This window comes from Neorhizobium sp. S3-V5DH (genome assembly GCF_004343065.1).
Taxonomy (GTDB): Bacteria; Pseudomonadota; Alphaproteobacteria; order Rhizobiales; family Rhizobiaceae; genus Neorhizobium; species Neorhizobium huautlense.
On the sequence record NZ_SMCL01000034.1, the window covers coordinates 20058 to 39658 of the forward strand.

Here is a 19601-nt window from a genome sequence, read left to right on the forward strand (position 1 = left end):
GATCTTTGCGGGGCGCTGCTCCGAAACCTTACTCTTCAAAGCGGCTCGTGGAGTCGCGATCACGGTCGTATCGCCGTTTGAGCGGAAACGGCGGCAACCAGGACTCCCGGCGGACGGTCCAGAGCTCGTAGGTTGGCATCAGCTGGTCGGGAGCATCCAGGGATCCGAGGTTGACTTCGACTTCGTCCGCGCTGCACCCGAAAACGGACGAACCGCAGCGCGGACAGAAAAAGCGTCCGGCATAGTCGCGCGTTTCGCCTTCGATCGTCACTGCATCCTGGGGAAAGATTGCCGACGCGTGAAAAAGGGCGCCATGATGCTTGCGGCAGTCGAGGCAGTGACAAAGGCCGACACGGTATGGGGCGCCCGACGCCACGATCCGAACGCTGCCGCAAAGACAACCACCCGTAAACCGGTCCATGGTGAATCTCCTCCAAAGTCAAGGGAGCGAATTGTCTACAAGAATAGCGCTGCCGATATCGCCCGGCTCCTATTCCAGCAGCGGCGGCCACAATATTCGCTCCCGCTGGTAACGCAATCTCCGTGTCCGGCTGGATATCGCCACACAAGCAACTCTCACGACAGGAGAACAATGCGCGCCTTCAGGCCGCGCTCACTCCGTCCGGCATCCGGCCGCCGCGATAGATGGCATCGATCTCTTCCGCCGACATCGGTTTGCCGAACAGATAGCCCTGCAATTGGTCGCAACCGCTGAGCCGCAACGCCAGCGCCTGGTTCTTTGTCTCGACGCCTTCGGCCGTGACGGGGATGTTCAGCGAGCGGGCAAGCGCGACGGTCGCCTGCAGCGTGTCCATCGCGGCACCGCCCTCGTCCAGGGCATGCACCATCGACTTGTCGATCTTCATCCGGTTGAAGCCGAACTGCCGCAGATATCCGACACTCGAAAAACCCGCGCCGAAATCATCCAAAGCGATCTTTACCCCGAGGTGTTTCAGCTTTGCGAGCGCGGCACGGGCGCGCGCCGGATTCTGGATGAAGTACCCCTCCGTCATCTCCAAGGTCAGGCGCGAGGGGTCGGTATCTGTCTTGTGGAAGACGGAGGCGACATGCAGCGCAAAGGCGGGATCGCGGAACTGGCCCGGCGAAATATTCACGGAGAGCTTCAGTTCCGGCCACTGTGCCACGGTCTCGCAGGCGCGATGCAGTACGAAGAGGCCGAGCTGGTCGATCAGCCCGGTGGACTCGGCGATCGGAATGAAGACATCGGGCGGGACCGGCCCGTGTCCTCTTCGGTTCCATCGCGCCAGCGCCTCAACCCCGATCAACGTCCAGCTGCCCGCATCGACCACCGGCTGGTAGACGACGTGAAGTTCGCGCCGTTCGATGGCAATCCTGAGATCGACCTCGAGCTGATTGCGCTCCTCCCGCTCGGCATCCATTTCGGGATGGAAATATTCCGTGCGGCCGCCGCCGCTGTCCTTGGCGCGGTACATGGCCATGTCGGCATGGCGCACCAGTTCCTCACCCGAAATCCTGCCGCTGGGCGATATCGCAACGCCGATGCTCGTGCCGATCGTCGCGACGCGGTCGCCGATCAGGAAAGGCTCGTCGAAAAAACCGAGGATTCGGTCGCTGATCATCTCCACGACCTTTGCGACTTCCCCGGTGGAGAGCGCGATCGCAAACTCGTCGCCGCCGACGCGGGCGAGAACCGTCTCGTCCCCCACCAGTGTCTTGAGACCGGCAGCCACGCCGCGGATCAGCTTGTCGCCGGTAGTGTGGCCATAGGCATCATTGACCTCCTTGAAACCGTCGAGATCGAGATAGAGCAGCACCACATGCGTATGCTTGCGGTGGCTTTCTGTCACCAGTTCGCCGAGTGCGGCAAAAAAACCGGCACGGTTGAGGAGGCCGCTCAACCGGTCGGTCATGGCGAGATGCCGCGCAGCCGCCTCGTCGGCCGCCAGACGGTTCAAGGTTTTGCTGCCGCTGACAAAAAGCAGCAGGAAGAACAGGCCGACCATCACAAGCGCGCCGTAGACCAACGGCCGCACCTCGGAATAGCCGAGGCTTCCAGGCAGACGCGACTGCCAGACGAGCCGCTGCAGCAGCTTTCCATGCATGTTGCGGAGCTCGACAACATTTGGCGTCCGCCCTTCCGCATCGGCAAAACGCAGGCCGTCTATGACATAGGTCTCAGCGAGCTTCTCGACTTTGAGAGCATCGAGGTGGCGCGCGAAAATCAGGAATCGCCGTTTCTCGCGCGGTTGCTCCAGCGGTCCCGCCTTGGGACGGATCAACGCCACGCCGACCGCTGCGACGCCCGTTGTCGTCTGCACAAAGCCTGAAGCTTCAGGCAGAGCATCAGGACCGGCGGAGCCTGCCTTGTCGAATAGCGTCCAGATCGACGAATCGAAATAGTCGCGCGGTTTCCAGGATGCGGGCGCTCCGTCCTGATAGGACATCACCACGTTCTGGTCCTTGTCCATCACGATGGCGACGTCGAAGAGATCGCTGTTGGAGGTCATGTCGCCGTAGTTGCTGACAATCCAATCCTGGTCACCCGCGTAGACGAACTGCGCCGCGTCATCCCAGGCGGCATAGTCATTTAGCGTCGCATGAAGCTGGCTGCGAAACGTCTCGATGGCGCCGGTGGTCGTCTCGCGCGAGCGCGCGTCGTCCGCCCGGTTGGTGTAGTCGGCGATACGGCCGAGCGCGGTCAAAATGAAAATCGTCACCAGCACGACGACGATCGCAAAGGCGAACAGCATCGAGGTCACGGCGGAACGACGGCCGACTGACACGGTGCGCCGAAAACGTGACGGAAGAAACGACATGGAAGACCTCGTTAGTCCTACATCTTTCGCGGGTATTCCTTCAGATAGCGTTAAAAAGAAAGGCCGGACCTCCCGCAGGAGGTCCGGCCCATAAGAGTTTCCTTAAATTCTCGTTACCAGGCCGCGATAACGGCGCCTTTGAAGGTCGTGTTGACGAAGTCCTTCACTTCGGCGCTGTGATAGGCCTCGATCAGCGTCTTCAACCAGGCGGCGTCCTTGTCCTTGGACCTGACGGCGATGACGTTGATATAAGGCGCTTTCTCGCCTTCGCGGGCGATCGGATCCGTCTTCGGATTGAGACCGGCTTCAAGCGCGTAGTTGGTGTTGATGACGGAGGCGTCGACATCATCCAGCGAGCGCGGAAGCTGAGCAGCGTCCAGCTCGGCAAACTCGATCTTCTTCGGGTTCTCCGTCACATCGGCCGGGCCGATCTTCAGGCCCTTGCCGGCATCGACCTTGATGAGCCCCTGATCGGCGAGAATCAGCAATGCGCGGCCGCCATTGGTCGGATCGTTCGGAATGGCGATCGTTGCGCCTTCCTTTAATTCCCCGAGGCTTTTGACCTTCTTGGAATAGACGCCCATCGGGAAGTTGACGGTCTGGGCGACGCTGACGAGGTCGAACTTCCGGTCCTTGACCTGGTTATCGAGATAAGGCTGGTGCTGGAAGGAATTGGCGTTGAGCTCACCATCCGCCAGCGCCTGGTTGGGCACGACATAATCGGAGAATTCGAGGATTTCGATATCGAGGCCCTTGCCAGCTGCGATTTCCTTCACCTTTTCCATGATCTGGGCGTGGGGGCCGGGCGTAACGCCGATCTTAATATCTTCGGCGAGCGCCGGAGCGGCGGCGAAGGCGGCAAGTGCCGCGGCGATAATCAGCTTCTTCATGAGTGTCTCCTTTGGTTTAGTCTTTTCCAGTCCTGGGAGGCTGGTATCTCAAAAAAAATCAGGCCTTGCGGTTGCGCTTGTCGAAGCGGCGGGCGAGCGCATCGCCCGCGCTTTGCACGAGCTGCACGAGCACGATCAGGACGATCACGACGGCGAGCATCACCTCTGGCATGAAACGCTGGTAGCCGTAGCGGATTCCGAGGTCACCGAGCCCCCCGCCGCCGACGGCGCCGACCATGGCCGAATAGCCGATCAGGCTGACGATCGTCATGGTGAAGCCGAGCGTGATCCCGGGTTTTGCTTCGGCAAGCAGCACCTTGAAGACGATCTGCAGCGGCGTGGCACCCATGGCGCGTGCAGCCTCGATCAGTCCCTTGTCGATTTCCCGGATCGCGGCCTCCACAAGACGCGCGAAAAACGGGATGGTTGCGATCGTCAAAGGCACGATTGCCGCATTGGTGCCGATCGAGGTGCCCGTGACAAGCCGCGTGAAGGGAATGATCGCCACGACCAGGATGATGAAGGGTGTCGAGCGGGCCGCATTGACGATCGCGCCGATCACACGGTTGCTGACCGGTGCCGGAAAAAGCTCGCCCTTGCCGCTGGTGGCCAGGAAAATGCCGATCGGCAGGCCGACGAGCGAACCGAGAAGCCCTGCGATCGCCACCATCTGCAGCGTCTGCAGCAGCGATTTCGAAAGCAGGCTGAAGAGCATATCAGGCGACATAGCCGAGCACCTCCGTCTTGAGGCCGGTTGCGGCATAGAAGCGATCGGCGCGTCCCAACACGGCAGGATCCGCCGGATAGGCGACGACGAGCGAACCATAGGGCTCGCCGGCGATCTCCTCGATGGAGCCGGCCAGAATGTTGACATCGGCGCCGAGTTCGGAGACCAGACGCCCTGTCAGGGGCTGGAAAGCCGTCGAGCCGAAAAAGACAAGCCGCACCAGGATGCGGTCGCCGATCGAGGGCTGCGGCTTCAGCTTTGAGCCGATCCAATCCGGCAGCTTGGTTCCGAGTGCGGCGGAAAGCAGCGAGCGTGTCGTTTCGTGTTTTGCCCCGGTGAAGATATCGAAGGTGCGACCCGCCTCAACGATCCTGCCGCGATCGATCACCGCAACGTCGGAGGCGATCGTCTTCACCACCTCCATTTCGTGGGTGATCAGCAGAACGGTAAGCCCGAACTCGGCATTGATGCGCTTCAGGAGGTCGAGGATCGATTGCGTCGTTTCCGGATCGAGCGCCGAAGTGGCCTCGTCGGAGAGCAACAGCTTCGGCGACGTGGCGAGCGCCCGGGCAATGCCGACGCGTTGCTTCTGGCCGCCCGATAGTTCCGCCGGATAACGGTTGGATTTGTCGCCGAGGCCGACGAGATCGAGGAGCGGCGCCACCTTGTCTCGGATTGCCTTCCCGTCGAGGCCGGCAATTTCCAGCGGCAGCGCCACATTCTCGAAGGCCGTGCGCGAAGACAAAAGGTTGAAATGCTGGAAGATCATGCCGACCTGGCGGCGCAGGTCGCGAAGGCCGGTTTCCGAAAGGCCGCCGACCTCGATGCCGTCGACGACGACGCGGCCGGAGGTTGCCTTTTCCAGCCCATTGACGAGGCGGATCAGGGTCGATTTGCCGGCCCCGGACCGGCCGATAATGCCGGTGATCGCGCCGCGCGCAACCGAGAGGTCGACGCCGTCGAGAGCGAGGAACTGGTTCTGTTCACTGCTGCCGAAGCGCTTGGTCACCGCTTCGAAGGAAACCATCGGCTGGACGGCGGCGTGCGGCACCGCCTCGGCAGACGCCGGAAGGCTGCCCGCCTGCGCTTGCTGCACTGTCTGATTTGTCGGGTTCATTTGAGAGCTCATTTCAGCCGCGCAAGCTGGCGCAGCTCAGGTCACGGAAAAGGATGTGCTGCCGCTCAGCAACACATTCGACGTGTGAAGCGCCGATCTACCATTCTCCAGGGCCCTCTTTCAACGACTGATATGCAAGCCGGCCATGCGGCTGCTTGACGCTTTATGACACTGCGCCGCTGCAAATGCCGAGGAAAGAAATTCCAGATAACTCTCCGCATTGAAAAAATGTATGCCGACGGAAATCCGTCAGGCACGCGCCGTCAGGTCAACCCCAGACATTCAAAGTTAGAGCTTGCCTGCCTTGGCCACGCGGATTGCACCGGAATTGCCATGCGGGAATTCAACCGCCAGATCACGATACCATTTACCGCTTTTCTTGATCGTCCGTTCCTGGGTTTCGTAGTTGACGTGGACAAGGCCGAACCGCATCCGGTAACCTTCCGCCCATTCGAAATTATCCATCAGGCTCCAGGCAAAATAGCCCTTCATCGGATAACCGTCCGCGATGAGATCGGCCACCACCGACAGGTGCTCGACATAATAGTCGAGGCGCGGCTGGTCATCCACCTCGCCGGCCACCGGCTCGATGTTGTAGCAGGCCCCGTTTTCGGTGATGTAGCAATCCGGCAGGTCGTAGCGGCGGTAGAGATCCTCGACAAGCAGTTTCAGGCCCGGCGCATAGACTTCCCAGCCGATATCGGTCTTGACGTCGCTGGCGCGCTTGGCCTCCACCGTCCACGGAAAATCGCCCTTGCGCTCCGGATCATCATGGACCCGCAGCGGCGTGTAGTAGTTCAGTCCCCACCAGTCGAGCTTTTGGCTGATGGTCTTGAGGTCGCCTTCTTCCACGACCGGCATACGGTCGCCGAGCGCTTCCAGAAACTCCTCCGGATACGCGCCCTCGAAGATCGGATCAAAAAAAGCGCCGTTGTGGAACTGGTGGGCGCGTTCGCCCGCCGCGCGATCGGCAGGGCTGTCGGAGCCCGGGATGACGGAATTGGCATTGATGACGATGCCGACCGGGACCTTCGGCGAAACCTGACGGATCGCCTCGACGCCGAGCCCGTGAGCGAGGTTGACGTGATGCATGGCGTGAAGAGCCGCCTGCATATTCTTCTCGCCGGGCGCATGGATGCCCCAGAGGTGACTGAGCCAGACGATGCACCAGGGCTCGTTGAAGGTCGCGACCGCATCCAGACGGTCTCCGAACCGGTCCATGACCACCTTGGCATAGCGCTGGAAGGCATAGGCCGTCGAGCGCGCCGCCCAACCGCCCTCGCCCATCAGCGTGAGCGGCAGATCCCAGTGGTAGAGCGTCGCATAGGTCTTGATGCCGCGCGCCTTGCAGCCGTCGATCAGGCGGTCGTAGAAATCCAGCCCCTTTTCGTTGATCGGCCCGGTCCCCTCCGGAATGATACGCGGCCAGGCGATCGAGAAACGATAAGCCTCGACGCCCATCTCCTTGATGAGATCGAGATCCTGTTCCCAGCGATTGTAGTGGTCGCAGGCGATATCGCCGTTGTGGCCCTGATAGACACGGCCCGGCATGTTGGAAAACGCGTCCCAGATGGAGGGCTTGCGTCCGTCCGCCTTGGTCGATCCTTCGATCTGATATGAGGCGGTTGCCACGCCCCACAGAAAATCGCCGGGGAAGCGGGAGGCGAATTTTTTGGGATTGGGTGTCTTGGGATTGGTCATGGGGGCCGCCGTAGCTTGTTGCGGATCTATCGAACCATCTTCGGCGGCGGTTTAACCAAGCCCGGCGCAGTTGTACAGGGTGCGAAGTGATAATTCTGAAACGTTGCAGGAAGAAGGAGACAACTTCTGACAAAAGCCTCTTTTGACCTGACCAACCGGGCATGAACCCGGCTGGCTTTATCAAAGGATTGATGGATGGCCGATCAGGCCCCAGGCTTCACCCAGGCCCCATTCCTCTTCGAAGAGGCGACGCAGGCTTCGACGAAAGCAACGCCCTTCACGCCGTCGTCGACGGTCGGATAGACGACGCCGCTATCCAGTTTGGCGCCTTTCTTTCTGGCATTGATGGCGCGCGCAGCCTCGGTGTAGATCGTCGCGAAGGCTTCGAGATACCCTTCCGGATGGCCCGAGGGGATGCGGCTGACGCGAGCGGCCGCAGCGCCGGCCCCTGCTCCGGCACGGGTGAGCAGGCGTTTCGGTTCGCCGAAAGGCGTGAACCACAGATAGTTCGGGTCCGCCTGAACCCATTCGATGCCGCCTTTGGTACCGTAAACGCGGATCTTCAGGCCGTTCTCATTTCCCGGCGCCACCTGACTGCACCAGAGCATGCCCTTGGCGCCGCCTTCGAAGCGCAGCAGCACATGGCCGTTGTCGTCAAGCCGGCGGCCTTCGACGAAGGTATCGAGATCGGCGGCAAGGCTTTCGAGCGTCAGCCCGGTGATGAAGCAGGCGAGATTATAGGCATGCGTGCCGATATCACCGGTCGAACCACCGGCACCGGATTGGGCCGGGTCGGTGCGCCAGACCGCCTGTTTGGCGCCGGTCTGCTCGACCGCCTCGGTCAGCCAGTCCTGCGGATATTCCACCTGAACGATGCGGATCTGTCCGAGATCGCCGTTGGCAATCATTTCGCGGGCCTGCCGCACCATCGGGTAGCCGGTGTAGTTGTGGGTGAGGATGAAGAGCGCGTCGCTCTCGTCCGCCACTTTCTTGAGCTTCTTCGCATCGGCAAGGTTCGAGGTCAGCGGCTTGTCGCAGATCACGTGGATACCGCGGCGCAGGAATTCCTTCGCCGCGTCGTAGTGAACGTGGTTCGGCGTGACGATGGAGACGGCTTCGATGCCCGTCTTCAGCTTGGCCTCACGGATCGCCATGTCTTTATAGCTGCCATAAGTGCGCGACGGATCGAGTCCGAGGTCGCGGCCGGACGCAGCGGCCTTTTCCGGCGTCGACGACAGCGCACCCGCGACGAGCTCGAACTGGTCGTCCAGCCTCGCCGCCATGCGGTGCACCGCCCCGATAAAGGCGCCCGCGCCGCCGCCCACCATGCCGAGCCGGATCCGCGGCTCCCGCGCCTGTTCGTCCTTGCCTTCGATTGCCATGAAATATCCTCTCCTGAAACCTACAATTGATGAGAGAGCGACCGCCCCTCATCCGCCCTGCCGGGCACCTTCTCCCCGCCCGCGGGGAGAAGGAAACATGCTGCAACCTCTGCGCTCCCTCCGCCACCAAGGCAGGGCACATACCCTCTCACCGTCAAAACGGGGAGAGGGTTAGGGTGAGGGCAATAGGTCCTAAAGCCCCAGCATCCGCCGGTTGGCGGCGTCGTCGGTGCCGCCGCTGGCGAAATCGTCAAATGCTCTTTCGGTGACGCGGATGATGTGAGCCTTGACGAATTCAGCCCCTTCGCGAGCGCCATCTTCCGGGTGCTTCAGCGCGCATTCCCATTCGACCACCGCCCAGCCGTCGAAATCGTTGGCGGCCATCTTGGAGAAGATCGCACCGAAATCCACCTGCCCGTCGCCCGGGGAACGGAACCGACCGGCCCGGCCGACCCAGCCCTGATAACCGCCATAAACACCCTGGCGGCCGGTCGGATTGAACTCCGCGTCCTTGACGTGGAACATCTTGATCCGATCCTTGTAGATGTCGATGTGATCGAGATAGTCGAGGCACTGCAGCACGTAGTGCGACGGGTCGTAGAGCATGTTGGCGCGTTTGTGGTTCTTCACCTGCGCCAGGAACATCTCGAAGGTGACGCCGTCATGCAGGTCCTCGCCCGGATGGATTTCGTAGCAGACATCGACGCCGCAATCCTCCGCATGATCGAGGATCGGCGTCCAGCGTTTTGCGAGTTCGTCGAAAGCTGTCTCGACGAGCCCCGCCGGGCGCTGCGGCCACGGATAGATGAACGGCCAGGCGAGAGCGCCGGAGAAGGTCGCGTGAGCCTTGATGCCGAGGTTCTTTGACGCCGAGAGGGCCATCTTCACCTGCTCGACCGCCCAGGCCTGCCGCGCCCTCGGATTGCCGCGCACTTCCGGTGCGGCAAAGCCGTCGAAGGCCTCGTCATAGGCCGGATGCACGGCGACCAGCTGGCCCTGGAGATGGGTGGAAAGCTCCGTCACCTCGATGCCGTTCTGGCGCGCGATCCCTGCGAATTCGTCGCAATAATCCTTGGAGGTCGCCGCCTTCTTCAGGTCGATGAGCTGTCCGGCCCAGGTCGGCACCTGCACGCCGATATAACCCTTCTCCGCCGCCCATTTGGTGATCGCATCCCACGAATTGAACGGCGCGGCATCGCCCGCGAACTGACCGAGAAAGAGGGCGGGTCCCTTGATCGTCTTCATGGTTTTACTCCCTGGGTAATGACGGCGAAAATGACAGACATGAAAAAAGGCGCGCTCCGTCGACGGCGCGCGCCTTGGCAATAAATTAGAACGGAGAATCCGGGAAATAGAAGTCCTTGGCGTTCTCCTTCGTCACCAGCGTGGCATCGAGGATATATTCGCCGCTGACCGGAACCTGGTCGTAGAAATGGGCGGCGGTGAGCTGCATGGCGGTTGCCACCATCGACGGCGGATAGAGCACGTCGACCGGGATCATCTTGTCGCCGTCCATGACGCGCTTGACCATGTCCTTGGAGCCGGCGCCGGCAACCACATACTGGATGTCGGTGCGCTTGGCTTGCTGGATGGCTTCGAGCACGCCGACCGCCATGTCGTCGTCCTGACACCAGACCACGTCGATCTTCGGATATTTGGTGAGGTAGTCCTGCATGACGCGGAAGGCGTCGTCGCGGTTCCAGTTACCGTACTGCCGCTCCAGGATCTTGACGCCGGAGCCTGCGATACCCTTGTCGAAACCATCCTGGCGCTGCTGGTCGATCGGGATGGGCAGGCCACGGATGACGACGACTTGGGCGTTCGGCGTGGTCTTCTTGATGTATTCGCCCGCAACCTGGCCAAGCGCCGGGTTGTTGCCGGCGACATAAAGGTCACGAACCGAGTTGTCATTGTTCGACGGCGCACGGTCGACCAGAGCGACGAACTTGCCCGAATCCTTGACCTGCTGGATGGCGTTGACAAGCGGATCGGGATCGGTCGGCAGGATGACGAGGCCGTCGATGCCCTGAACGGCAAGATCCTGCACTGCATTCGCCTGGCTTGCCGGATCGGGCGAGGTCTTGACGATGACGTTCAGACCCTTGTGCTCCTGCATCAGAAGCTTGGCGACGCGTTCGGCATGGAACACGACGCCCGCCGTCCAGCCGTGGTCGGCCGCCGGAATGGAGACGCCGATGGTCACCTTCTTCTCCTCCTGCGCCCAGCCGAGGCTGGGACCGACGGCGACCGAAGCAGCGAGCGCCGCGGCAGCCATCCCGAAAGTTCTTCTACGCATGTTCTCTCTCCCTAGCATCAGGTCTTTTCATTCGTGATCGGACGCGACCCGGAGCCCGACCAATCTCCTCACGTGTTGCGTTTCATTTTCGCATCAGCGACCGCTGCACCAGCATGGCGATGATGATGATCGCTCCCTGGATGGCGCCGATCAGGTATTCGCTGACGAAATTCGAAAGCAGCATGATATTGCCGACGATTTCGAGAATGAAGGCGCCGCAGACCGTGCCCCAGATGCGCCCCACCCCTCCGCGCAGCGCCGTGCCGCCTACGACCACCGCTGTGATCGCCTGCAACTCCCACAGAATGCCGGTTGTGGCAGAGGTGGAGCCCAGGCGCGGGACGTAGAGCAGCACGGCGACTGCGACGCAGAGGCCCTGGATGACGTAAGCCACCGTGCGGACCCTGTTGACGGAAATACCGGAATAACGCGCCACGTCCTCGTTCGACCCGACGGCGACCACATGCCGGCCGTAGCGGGTGCGATAAAGAACGAAGGCACAGATGGCCGCGGTCACGAAAATGATGATGATCGGCACCGGAATGCCGCCCACCGAGCCGAAATAGACCGGCCGGTAGAGCGCCTGCAGCTCGCGGTCGCGCAGCGTGATGGCGCCCCCCTGGGAGAGCCAGGTGGTAAGCCCGCGATAGATGCCCATCGTACCGAGCGTAGCGATAAAGGGTTCGATGCGGCCGATCGTGGTGATCAGCCCGTTCGCAAGCCCACACGCGGCGCCCATCGCGATCGTCAGACCCATGCCCGCAATCAGCAGCAGCGTTGGATCGGCAATCGTTCCTGAATTCAGAAACAGGATCATCAGGCTCGCCACAAAGGCGACCATCGAGCCGACGGACAAATCGAGCCCGCCCGACGAGATCACATAGGTGGCGCCGAGCGCGATGATCGCGATGAAGGCGCTGCGGGTGATGACGTTGAGAATATTGGCGACCGAAACGAAATTCGGGTTGGCGAAATAGCCGAGCACCAGGAGAAGTGCGAGCGCAATGAACGGCGCGATCGCCGCCATGTCCCAGTCCTTGGATGTCTTCGGCGCCTTCGCCGGTTCGGTTGCGACGGAACTCATCAGGCCGCCTCCCCCGTTTTCACGCCCGTCGCAAGCTGGACGATCTCATTCTCGTTCATATGCTCTCCCGTCACCTCGCCGACGATCCGGCCGGACCGCATCACCAGAATGCGGTCGCAAATGCCGATCAGCTCCGGCATTTCGGAGGACACGACGATGATCGAACGCCCTTCCTCAGCCAGCCTGGCGATAAATTTGTAGATCTGTTCCTTGTTGCCGATGTCGATGCCACGCGTCGGCTCGTCGATGATGACGATCGAGGGGTCGAGCATCATCATCTTGGCAAGCAACAGCTTCTGCTGATTGCCGCCGGAAAGCTGACCGGCCAGGATGTCCTTCCGGCCGGTGCGAATGTCGAAATCGCGGATCGCCTGATCGAGCGCCTCGCTCTCCCGCTTCCGGTCGATCTGCAGCGCGCCGACGAACTTGCCGAGCGAAGAGAGCGTCAGGTTGACGCGCAGGTCCTTGCTGAGCAGCAGGCCCTTGCCTTTCCGGTCTTCGGAAAGGTAGGCGATGCCGGCCTTCAGGCTCGTATGGACGTCACGGAAATCGACGGGCCGGCCGTTGAGACGTACGGCGCCACGGCTCGGACGAAGGCCGACCAGACCTTCCATCAGCTCTGTGCGGCCCGCGCCGACCAGCCCGGCGAAGCCGAGGATTTCGCCCTTGCGAAGCTCGAAGGAAGCGTCCTGCGCATAACCGGGGACATTGAGATGAGCGACCTGCAAGACCGCTTCTCGCGCCGCCGCTGCCTGACGATCGGGATAGAGCTTCGCCACGTCGCGGCCGACCATCAGGCGCGCCATGTCGGCCGGCTCAAGCTCGCTTGCCGGATGCGATGCAACCAGACGACCGTCGCGCAAGACGGTTACGCGGTCGGCGATCTCCTTCACCTCCGGCAGGCGGTGCGAGATATAGAGCACCCCAACACCCTTGGCACGGATGTCCTTGATGACCTTCAGGAGCGCTTCGGTCTCGTGAGGCGTCAATGAGGCGGTCGGCTCGTCGAAGATGACGATCCGGTGCGGCACCAACAACACCCGGGCGATCTGCACGATCTGGCGCTGGGCGATCGACAGTCGCGAAACGATCGCATTGGGATCGATATCGCCGCCGAGATCGCGGATGGCGCTTGCCGCGCCTTCGTTCATGGCTCGGTCGTCGATGAAGATGCCCTTGTGCAGTTCACGGCCGAGATAGATGTTCTGTGCGACGGTCAGATCCGGAGCGAGCAGGATTTCCTGATGCACCAGAACGATGCCGCGATTTTCCGCATCCACCGGGCCCGAGAAACTCACCACCTCGCCGTCCATGCGCATTTCGCCGCGAGTCGGCGGCTGGTTGCCCGCAAGGATTTTCATCAAGGTTGATTTGCCGGCGCCGTTTTCGCCGATGATGGCATGCACCTCGCCGGGACGGACAGTGAGGTTGACGTCCTTCAGGACCTCGACAATGCCGAAGGTCTTGGAAAGGCCGACAGCCTCCAGAAGCGGCGCTAACGGACTCGTCTCCGGTTCCGTCATGGATGGACACCCCGCAGGCTGCAACGGCCGATCCCGCAAGGGGTCGCCGCGGAACCGACAGCGCGTATCGAAACAGCGAACTGCACCCTGAATTTCCTCCCGACGACGACGCTAACCGAGTTTCTGAGGTACGTAAAGCAGGATTGTGCGAAAATAGTGGTTTGCCTGGATGGCCTTTACAACCAAGGATGCGGACGCGACTTCCGCCGTTCCGGCAACTACCTCGAATTACTTAGGGAGTTCATCGGCAATTCAACCGGTGAACGAGGGTTTGCGGTGCCTCTCGGTCGCGACGAGGATCAATGGTCGGTGTATGCTTGCGGAAAAATGGTTTTGGGAGCGACCGCGATGACGACTGAGACACTGTTTTCCATGGCGGCACGCCTTGCAGCGGATTTTCGCGCATCGGTCCTCAACCGCCCTCATCGCCCTGGCCGGGACTATGCAGCATCGGTCGAGGCTTTTTCCGAAGATTTGCCGAAGCAGGGAACCGATATGGAAGATGTCTTGGCTTTGCTTGCCGAAAAGGCAGATCCGGGCCTCCACCTGATGGTTGGGCCGCGGTTTTTCGGCTGGGTCATCGGCGGCTCCCATCCGGTGGGCGTCGCCGCGGATTTTCTCACCAGCGCCTGGGGACAGAACGCCGGAAACCACACGGCCTCGCCCTCGGCAGCCGCCGTCGAGACCGTTGCGGCCCGCTGGCTGCTCGACGTTCTGTCGCTTCCGCCGGGATGTTCGGTCGGTTTCGTCACCGGTGCGACGGTTGCCAATTTCACCTGCCTTGCAGCGGCGCGAAGCCAGGTGCTGCGGAACGCCGGCTGGGACGCGGATGCCAGAGGCCTGTTCGGCGCACCTCCGATCACTGTCCTGATCGGGGATGACGCTCATACCACCGTCTTCTCGGCGCTGCAGTTCCTGGGGCTCGGACATGATCGCGTGGTCCGGATAGCGACAGACGACCAGGGCAGGATCGACAATGTCGCCTTCGCCGGGTCGATTGCCGAAGTGAACGGCCCGGCCATCGTCATCCTGCAAGCCGGACAGATCAATACGGGCGCCTTTGACGATTTCGCCTCGCTCATCCCGCTGGCAAAGAGCAAGAACGCCTGGGTCCACCTAGACGGAGCCTTCGGCCTTTGGGCGCAGGCCTCTCCCAAAACCCGTCACCTCGCCGTTGGCTTGGATCAAGCCGACAGCTGGGCGACCGACGGGCATAAATGGCTGCAGACCCCCTATGACAGCGGCTATGCGATCGTCAGGGACGAAACCGCCCACCGCCGCGCCATGACGATCGCCGCCAGTTATCTGCCGCTCGCCAGCAACGACGAGCGCGATCCCTCCCATTATGTGCCTGAGCTTTCGAGACGTGCCCGGGGGTTTCCCACCTGGGCGATGATGAAGCATCTCGGTCGCGACGGAATCACTGGACTTGTCGACAACGCCTGCGATGCAGCGGTCCTGCTGGCGGAAAGGCTCGCGGCTGAACCTGGAATAGCCGTCGTGAACGAAGTGGTCCTCAATCAGATCGTCCTGCGTTTCGGCAGCGACCTGCCACCGGAACAGGGCGATCAACTGACGAAAAATACGATTTTAAGGCTGCAGCAAGAAGGATCGATGTTTGCCGGCGGCGCGAGCTGGCGGGGCAGGCAGGTGATGCGCCTTTCGGTCATCAACTACCAGACGACGACCGATGTGGCGGCGGATGTGGCCGAAACGATCGTCGAAGCCTATCGCGCTGTCAGATTCGGCCATGCTTCGGTCTGAAACACCGACGGAGGGCTGTTCTAGCCCTCCGTCGGAGCCCAGGCTCCTGAAAACCTGGGCGTTCTCCGAGAAAGAGGCGGACCGTCAAACGTAGCGGTTGACGACGTTTTCCAGATATTCCTGGCGGCCGGACTTCGGCTCGGGGTTGATGTTGTTCTTTTCGACCCACGCGGCGATATCGTCCAGCTTGTATTCGCCGCGCAGCATCTTCTGGTATTCCGGGCTGTCCCATTTCTCGTAGCGGGCATCCAGCGGCTTCTTGAGCGCGCCGTCGTCCAGCATCTTTGCCGCCGCCTTGATGCCGCGGGCGCAGCAATCCATGCCGCCGATATGGCCGATCAGGAGGTCCTGCGGGTCAAGAGACTGGCGGCGGAGTTTGGAGTCGAAATTGGTGCCGCCGTTCTGGAAGCCGCCGCCGGAGAGGATGTGGTAATAGGCGAGCGCCATTTCCGGCACGTTGTTCGGGAACTGGTCGGTATCCCAGCCGGATTGGTAGTCGTTGCGGTTCATATCGATCGAACCGAAGATGTCGAACGTATTCGCCATGGCGATCTCGTGTTCGAAGGAATGTCCGGCAAGGATGGCATGGCCCTGCTCGATATTGACCTTCACTTCCTTCTCGAGCCCGTTCTTCTGCAGGAAGGCATAAACGGTCGAAACGTCGTAGTCGTACTGATGTTTGGTCGGTTCCTGCGGCTTCGGCTCGATCAGGATCGTGCCTTCGAAGCCGATCTTGTACTTGTACTCGACCACGAGATTGAGAAAGCGGCCCATCTGGTCGAGCTCGCGGGTGAAATCCGTATTGAGAATGGTCTCGTAACCCTCGCGACCACCCCAAAGCACGTAATTGGCGCCGCCAAGGCGCTTGGTGGCATCGAGGCAGGTCTTCACGGTCGCGGCAGAAAAGGCGAAGACATCCGGATCCGGGTTGGTCGCGGCACCGGCCATATAGCGGCGGTTGGAGAAGAGGTTCGCCGTGCCCCAGAGAAGCTTCACGCCGGTCTCGGCCTGTTTCTTCTCGAAATAGTCGACGATCTCGTTGAGGTTCCGGGTGTTTTCGGCAAAGTTGTTGCCTTCCGGGCGCACGTCCGCGTCGTGGAAGCAGTAGAACGGCGCGCCGAGCAGTTGGAAGAACTCGAATGCGACGTCGGCTTTCAGCTTCGCCGCCTGCATGGTGTCCTCGAACCAGGGGCGCAGGAAGGTCTGGCCTCCAAAGGGGTCGCCGCCCGGCCAGGTGAAGGTATGCCAGTAGGCGACCGCAAAGCGCAGATGGTCTTCCATGCGCTTGCCGCCGACGATCTCATCAGGATTGTAGTGACGGAAGGCGAGCGGATTGGTGCTCTCCGGCCCCTCGTATTTGATCTTCTGGATGTCTCCGAAAAAGCCTGTGCTCATGGTTGTTTCTCCTTGGGTATTCAAATTGTCCGGTTGGTTCATGAAGCGCCCCCTCATCCGACCCTTCGGGCCACCTTCTCCCCAAGGGTAGAGGGGGACTGAAGCACCGCCGCGATCCTTCTCCCCTTGGGGAGAACGTGCCGGCAGGCGGATGAGGGGGCGCCTCGGTTTAATGCGCCAAGACCCGCACCGCCGGGTAGGCAGCTCGGTAGCGGGCGTAGGCGGTTTCGTAGGCCCCGCTCAGCGAAGCGACCGGCTCGATCGTCTCGTCGGTCTTCGGCGCCGAGCAGACGGTAAGCGGATCAGCACCCGTCGCCGCGATCAGGCCAAGGCGAGCGGCACCGAAAGCTGCGCCGAAATCACCGTCCGCAGGGATATCGACCGGCACGCCGAGCGACGTTGCGATCGAAGCGAGCCAGTAGCGCGAGCGCGAACCGCCGCCGATCGCAGTCACCCGGGAAATCGAGGTGCCTGCAGATTTCAGCGCCTCGAGATTGTCGCGGATAGCAAAGGTCACGCCCTCCAGCACCGCCTGCGTCAGCGCCGCACGGTCGCTTTCGTGCCCGAGGCCGATGAACGAGCCGCGGATCACCGCGTCATTGTGCGGCGTGCGTTCCCCGGAGAGATAGGGCAGGAAGGTGACGCCGGTCGGCGCCTTCAGCCTGTCGCCAAGTTCCTGGGTCAATTCGGCGGCGGACCGGCCGGCAATGTGCGAATACCAGTTGAGCGCGTCGGTTGCCGACAGGATGACCCCCATCTGGTGCCAGGTCTTCGGCAGCGCATGGCAGAAGGCATGCACGGCACTTTCGGGCTTCGGCAGATAAGAGCCATTGGCAGCAAAGAGCACGCCCGATGTACCGAGCGAAACAAAGGCATTGCCCTCTGCAACCGTGCCCATTCCGCAGGCGGAGGCGGCGTTGTCCCCTGCCCCGCCGGCGACCACGACACCGCCGGAAATACCCCAGGCAGCCGCCAGTTCGCCGCGCAGCTTGCCGGCCTGGTCCGTGCCTTCGACGAGCGATGGCATCTGGCTTTCGGAAAGGCCGGTTGCCGCAAGCAATTCGGACGACCATCTGCGCGCGCCCGTATCGAGCCAGGAGGTTCCGGCCGAATCCGACATTTCCGAAATATGTTCGCCGGTCAGCCAGAGACGCAGATAATCCTTCGGCAGCAGCACCTTGGCCACTCTGGCGAAGATTTCCGGCTCGTTGTTCTTCACCCAGACGAGTTTCGGTGCGGTGAAGCCGGGGAAAACGATATTGCCGGTCAGCTTGCGGAAAATCGGATTGGCGTCGAGCGCTGCGGCTTCTTCATAGGAGCGCGTGTCGTTCCAGAGGATGCAGGGACGCAGCACCTTGTCCTCGGCATCGAGCAGTGTCGCGCCATGCATCTGACCGGACAGGCCGATGCCCTTCACCGCGGCCAGTTCCTTCGGGAACTTCGCCTTGAGGCCCGCGACCGCCTCCTCCGTCGCGCGGATCCACTGGGCCGGCTCCTGCTCCGACCAGCCGGAATGCGGACGCGAGACGTCGAGCGAACCGGTCGCCGAGCCGATGATCTTCTGATCGCCGTCGATCAGCATCGCCTTGACGCCGGAGGTGCCGAGATCGAGTCCCAGATACATGGTGTTTCTCCTTTTTCCGCCGACTTTTCTCCGGCGGTTTGTTTGTTTTAGGCGCACCCGCAGCCGCCTCACGCTGTGCGTGCGGCACCGTTCAGGGCAGATTGTCCTTCAAGAAAATGTCGATGCGGATGCGCTCCTGCGCGGCGATCACCGGCAAGCCGTCCGCCTTGGCCGTGAGCACCCGGATGGCGCTGCGGACTTCGTGCCCCGCATCCTGATTCAGAACGGCATCGATAACCCCGCCGACAAGGGCGGAACGTGTGGAATTGGTAAGCTCGTGAGCAATCACGACCGGCCGCTTGACGATGTCCGCCTTCTGGATCGCGCGGATCAAGCCGCGATTGCCGGCGCCGAGGCTGTAAATGCCCGCGATATCCGGGTGCCGACTGAGCGTATCGGCGACCATGCTCTCGGCAAGCACCGGATCGTCGCGCCCTTCCAGCACCGGCAGGACGACGATGTTAGAATAGTGGTCGCCGATGACGGCCGAAAAACCTTCCAGACGCTCCCGATGGTCGCGCACCAGCATGGAACCCGCCAGCACCGCAACAGTCGCCTCGCGACCGCTCAGAAACCGGCCCATCAGGCTGCCCGCCGTGCGCCCGGCAGCGATATTGTCTATCCCCGCATAATGATCGCGCGACGAGTCGGGCAGGTCCGAAACCAGGGTGACCATCGGAATGCCCGCCTCACGAAGGCGCATAGCCGCCTCCCGGACGCCCGGCGCATCAATGGCGACAAAGGCGACGCCGGCCGGCTTTTCGGCCAGCACGTTCTCGAGCGCGGCAACGAGAGCCTTGGCATCGAAGGGCGGAACGTCGACGATCCGGATCCTGGTCCGCTCCGCGCTTGACCGGGCAACCGCGCCGCGCACTTCCTCATGCAGGCCGATCATGAAGGAATTGTCGTTTTCCGGAAGGATGAAGACGAAGGAATAGGTTCGTCCCTTGGCAAGGTTTGCCGCCGCCAGATCGCGCACGTAGCCGAGCGAGGCGATTGCCTCCTCCACCCTGGCACGCGTCACGCCGCGAACACCCGGCCGGCCGTTGAGAACCCGGTCGACGGTCGCAAGGCTGACGCCCGCACTTTTGGCGATGTCATGCACTGTGGGCTTCATGAACTCCTCCGCAAAGAGGTCCTAGCTCAATTTTTGAGGTACGTAAATCAGAATTTCGCAGACGCCGCTCGAAGTTCTGGAAATCTACCCCAATCGGGATAGGGGGGAGCCTATTGGCTCCGCCCCTCCCACACCACCCGGCATGCGGGTCCGCACCGGGCGGTTGGAGCAGTTGAGGTCGTC

The 19601-nt window shown here is 61.8% G+C and carries 15 protein-coding genes; 1 reads left to right on the forward strand and 14 read right to left on the reverse strand.

All coding sequences use genetic code 11. The features are described from left to right. Positions 1–28 precede the first annotated feature (28 nt). The 11 genes from EDE09_RS26755 to EDE09_RS26805 form a co-directional block, all read right to left on the reverse strand. A complete protein-coding gene (locus EDE09_RS26755; RefSeq protein ID WP_105374237.1) occupies positions 29–421 on the reverse strand; it encodes a GFA family protein in 393 nt (130 codons plus the stop codon). 181 nt (positions 422–602) lie between these two features. Beyond that, on the reverse strand, positions 603–2798 hold the full coding sequence (locus tag EDE09_RS26760; protein WP_105374238.1) for an EAL domain-containing protein: 2196 nt from the start codon (positions 2796–2798) through the stop codon (positions 603–605). Positions 2799–2911: 113 nt separating this feature from the next. Further along, positions 2912–3688: a MetQ/NlpA family ABC transporter substrate-binding protein gene (locus tag EDE09_RS26765; RefSeq protein ID WP_105374239.1), complete on the reverse strand. Its 777-nt coding sequence runs from the start codon at positions 3686–3688 to the stop codon at positions 2912–2914. A 58-nt stretch (positions 3689–3746) separates the two neighbouring features. Further along, a complete protein-coding gene (locus tag EDE09_RS26770; RefSeq protein WP_105371565.1) occupies positions 3747–4415 on the reverse strand; it encodes a methionine ABC transporter permease in 669 nt (222 codons plus the stop codon). Then, positions 4405–5442, reverse strand: coding sequence for a methionine ABC transporter ATP-binding protein (locus EDE09_RS26775; protein WP_105371600.1), 1038 nt, complete (start codon positions 5440–5442; stop codon positions 4405–4407). The genes EDE09_RS26770 and EDE09_RS26775 overlap by 11 nt, the downstream gene beginning before the upstream one ends. Positions 5443–5820: 378 nt before the next feature. Next, positions 5821–7233 carry a GH1 family beta-glucosidase gene (locus EDE09_RS26780; protein ID WP_132413431.1) on the reverse strand — a complete coding sequence of 471 codons (1413 nt, stop codon included), beginning with the start codon at positions 7231–7233 and terminating at the stop codon, positions 5821–5823. 203 nt (positions 7234–7436) lie between these two features. Continuing rightward, entirely contained in the window at positions 7437–8615 is a 1179-nt protein-coding gene (locus EDE09_RS26785; RefSeq protein WP_105371563.1) for a Gfo/Idh/MocA family oxidoreductase, read from the reverse strand. A gap of 192 nt (positions 8616–8807) precedes the next feature. After that, a complete protein-coding gene (locus EDE09_RS26790; RefSeq protein WP_105371562.1) occupies positions 8808–9860 on the reverse strand; it encodes a sugar phosphate isomerase/epimerase in 1053 nt (350 codons plus the stop codon). Positions 9861–9945: 85 nt separating this feature from the next. After that, a complete protein-coding gene (locus tag EDE09_RS26795) occupies positions 9946–10911 on the reverse strand; it encodes a substrate-binding domain-containing protein (protein WP_105371561.1) in 966 nt (321 codons plus the stop codon). A gap of 82 nt (positions 10912–10993) precedes the next feature. Then, positions 10994–11995 carry an ABC transporter permease gene (locus tag EDE09_RS26800; protein ID WP_105371560.1) on the reverse strand — a complete coding sequence of 334 codons (1002 nt, stop codon included), beginning with the start codon at positions 11993–11995 and terminating at the stop codon, positions 10994–10996. Further along, positions 11995–13518, reverse strand: a complete 1524-nt coding sequence (locus EDE09_RS26805; RefSeq protein ID WP_105371559.1) for a sugar ABC transporter ATP-binding protein — start codon at positions 13516–13518, stop codon at positions 11995–11997. The genes EDE09_RS26800 and EDE09_RS26805 overlap by 1 nt, the downstream gene beginning before the upstream one ends. Before the next feature lie 348 nt (positions 13519–13866). Between EDE09_RS26805 and EDE09_RS26810 the strand changes: the two genes are divergently transcribed. Next, positions 13867–15282 carry an aspartate aminotransferase family protein gene (locus EDE09_RS26810; RefSeq protein ID WP_105371599.1) on the forward strand — a complete coding sequence of 472 codons (1416 nt, stop codon included), beginning with the start codon at positions 13867–13869 and terminating at the stop codon, positions 15280–15282. A gap of 84 nt (positions 15283–15366) precedes the next feature. On the opposite strand, the gene xylA is transcribed toward EDE09_RS26810, so the two are convergent. The 3 genes from xylA to EDE09_RS26825 all read right to left on the reverse strand — a co-directional run bounded on the left by xylA (position 15367) and on the right by EDE09_RS26825 (position 19418). Beyond that, the gene (xylA, locus tag EDE09_RS26815) at positions 15367–16677 is read right to left on the reverse strand and encodes a xylose isomerase (RefSeq protein WP_105371558.1); all 1311 of its coding nucleotides are present in this window, start codon (positions 16675–16677) and stop codon (positions 15367–15369) included. A gap of 169 nt (positions 16678–16846) precedes the next feature. Then, positions 16847–18301 (reverse strand): xylulokinase, encoded by a 1455-nt coding sequence (gene xylB, locus EDE09_RS26820; protein ID WP_105371557.1) that lies wholly within the window; start codon positions 18299–18301, stop codon positions 16847–16849. A gap of 91 nt (positions 18302–18392) precedes the next feature. Continuing rightward, positions 18393–19418 carry a LacI family DNA-binding transcriptional regulator gene (locus EDE09_RS26825; protein WP_132413433.1) on the reverse strand — a complete coding sequence of 342 codons (1026 nt, stop codon included), beginning with the start codon at positions 19416–19418 and terminating at the stop codon, positions 18393–18395. Between the last annotated feature and the right edge of the window lie 183 nt (positions 19419–19601).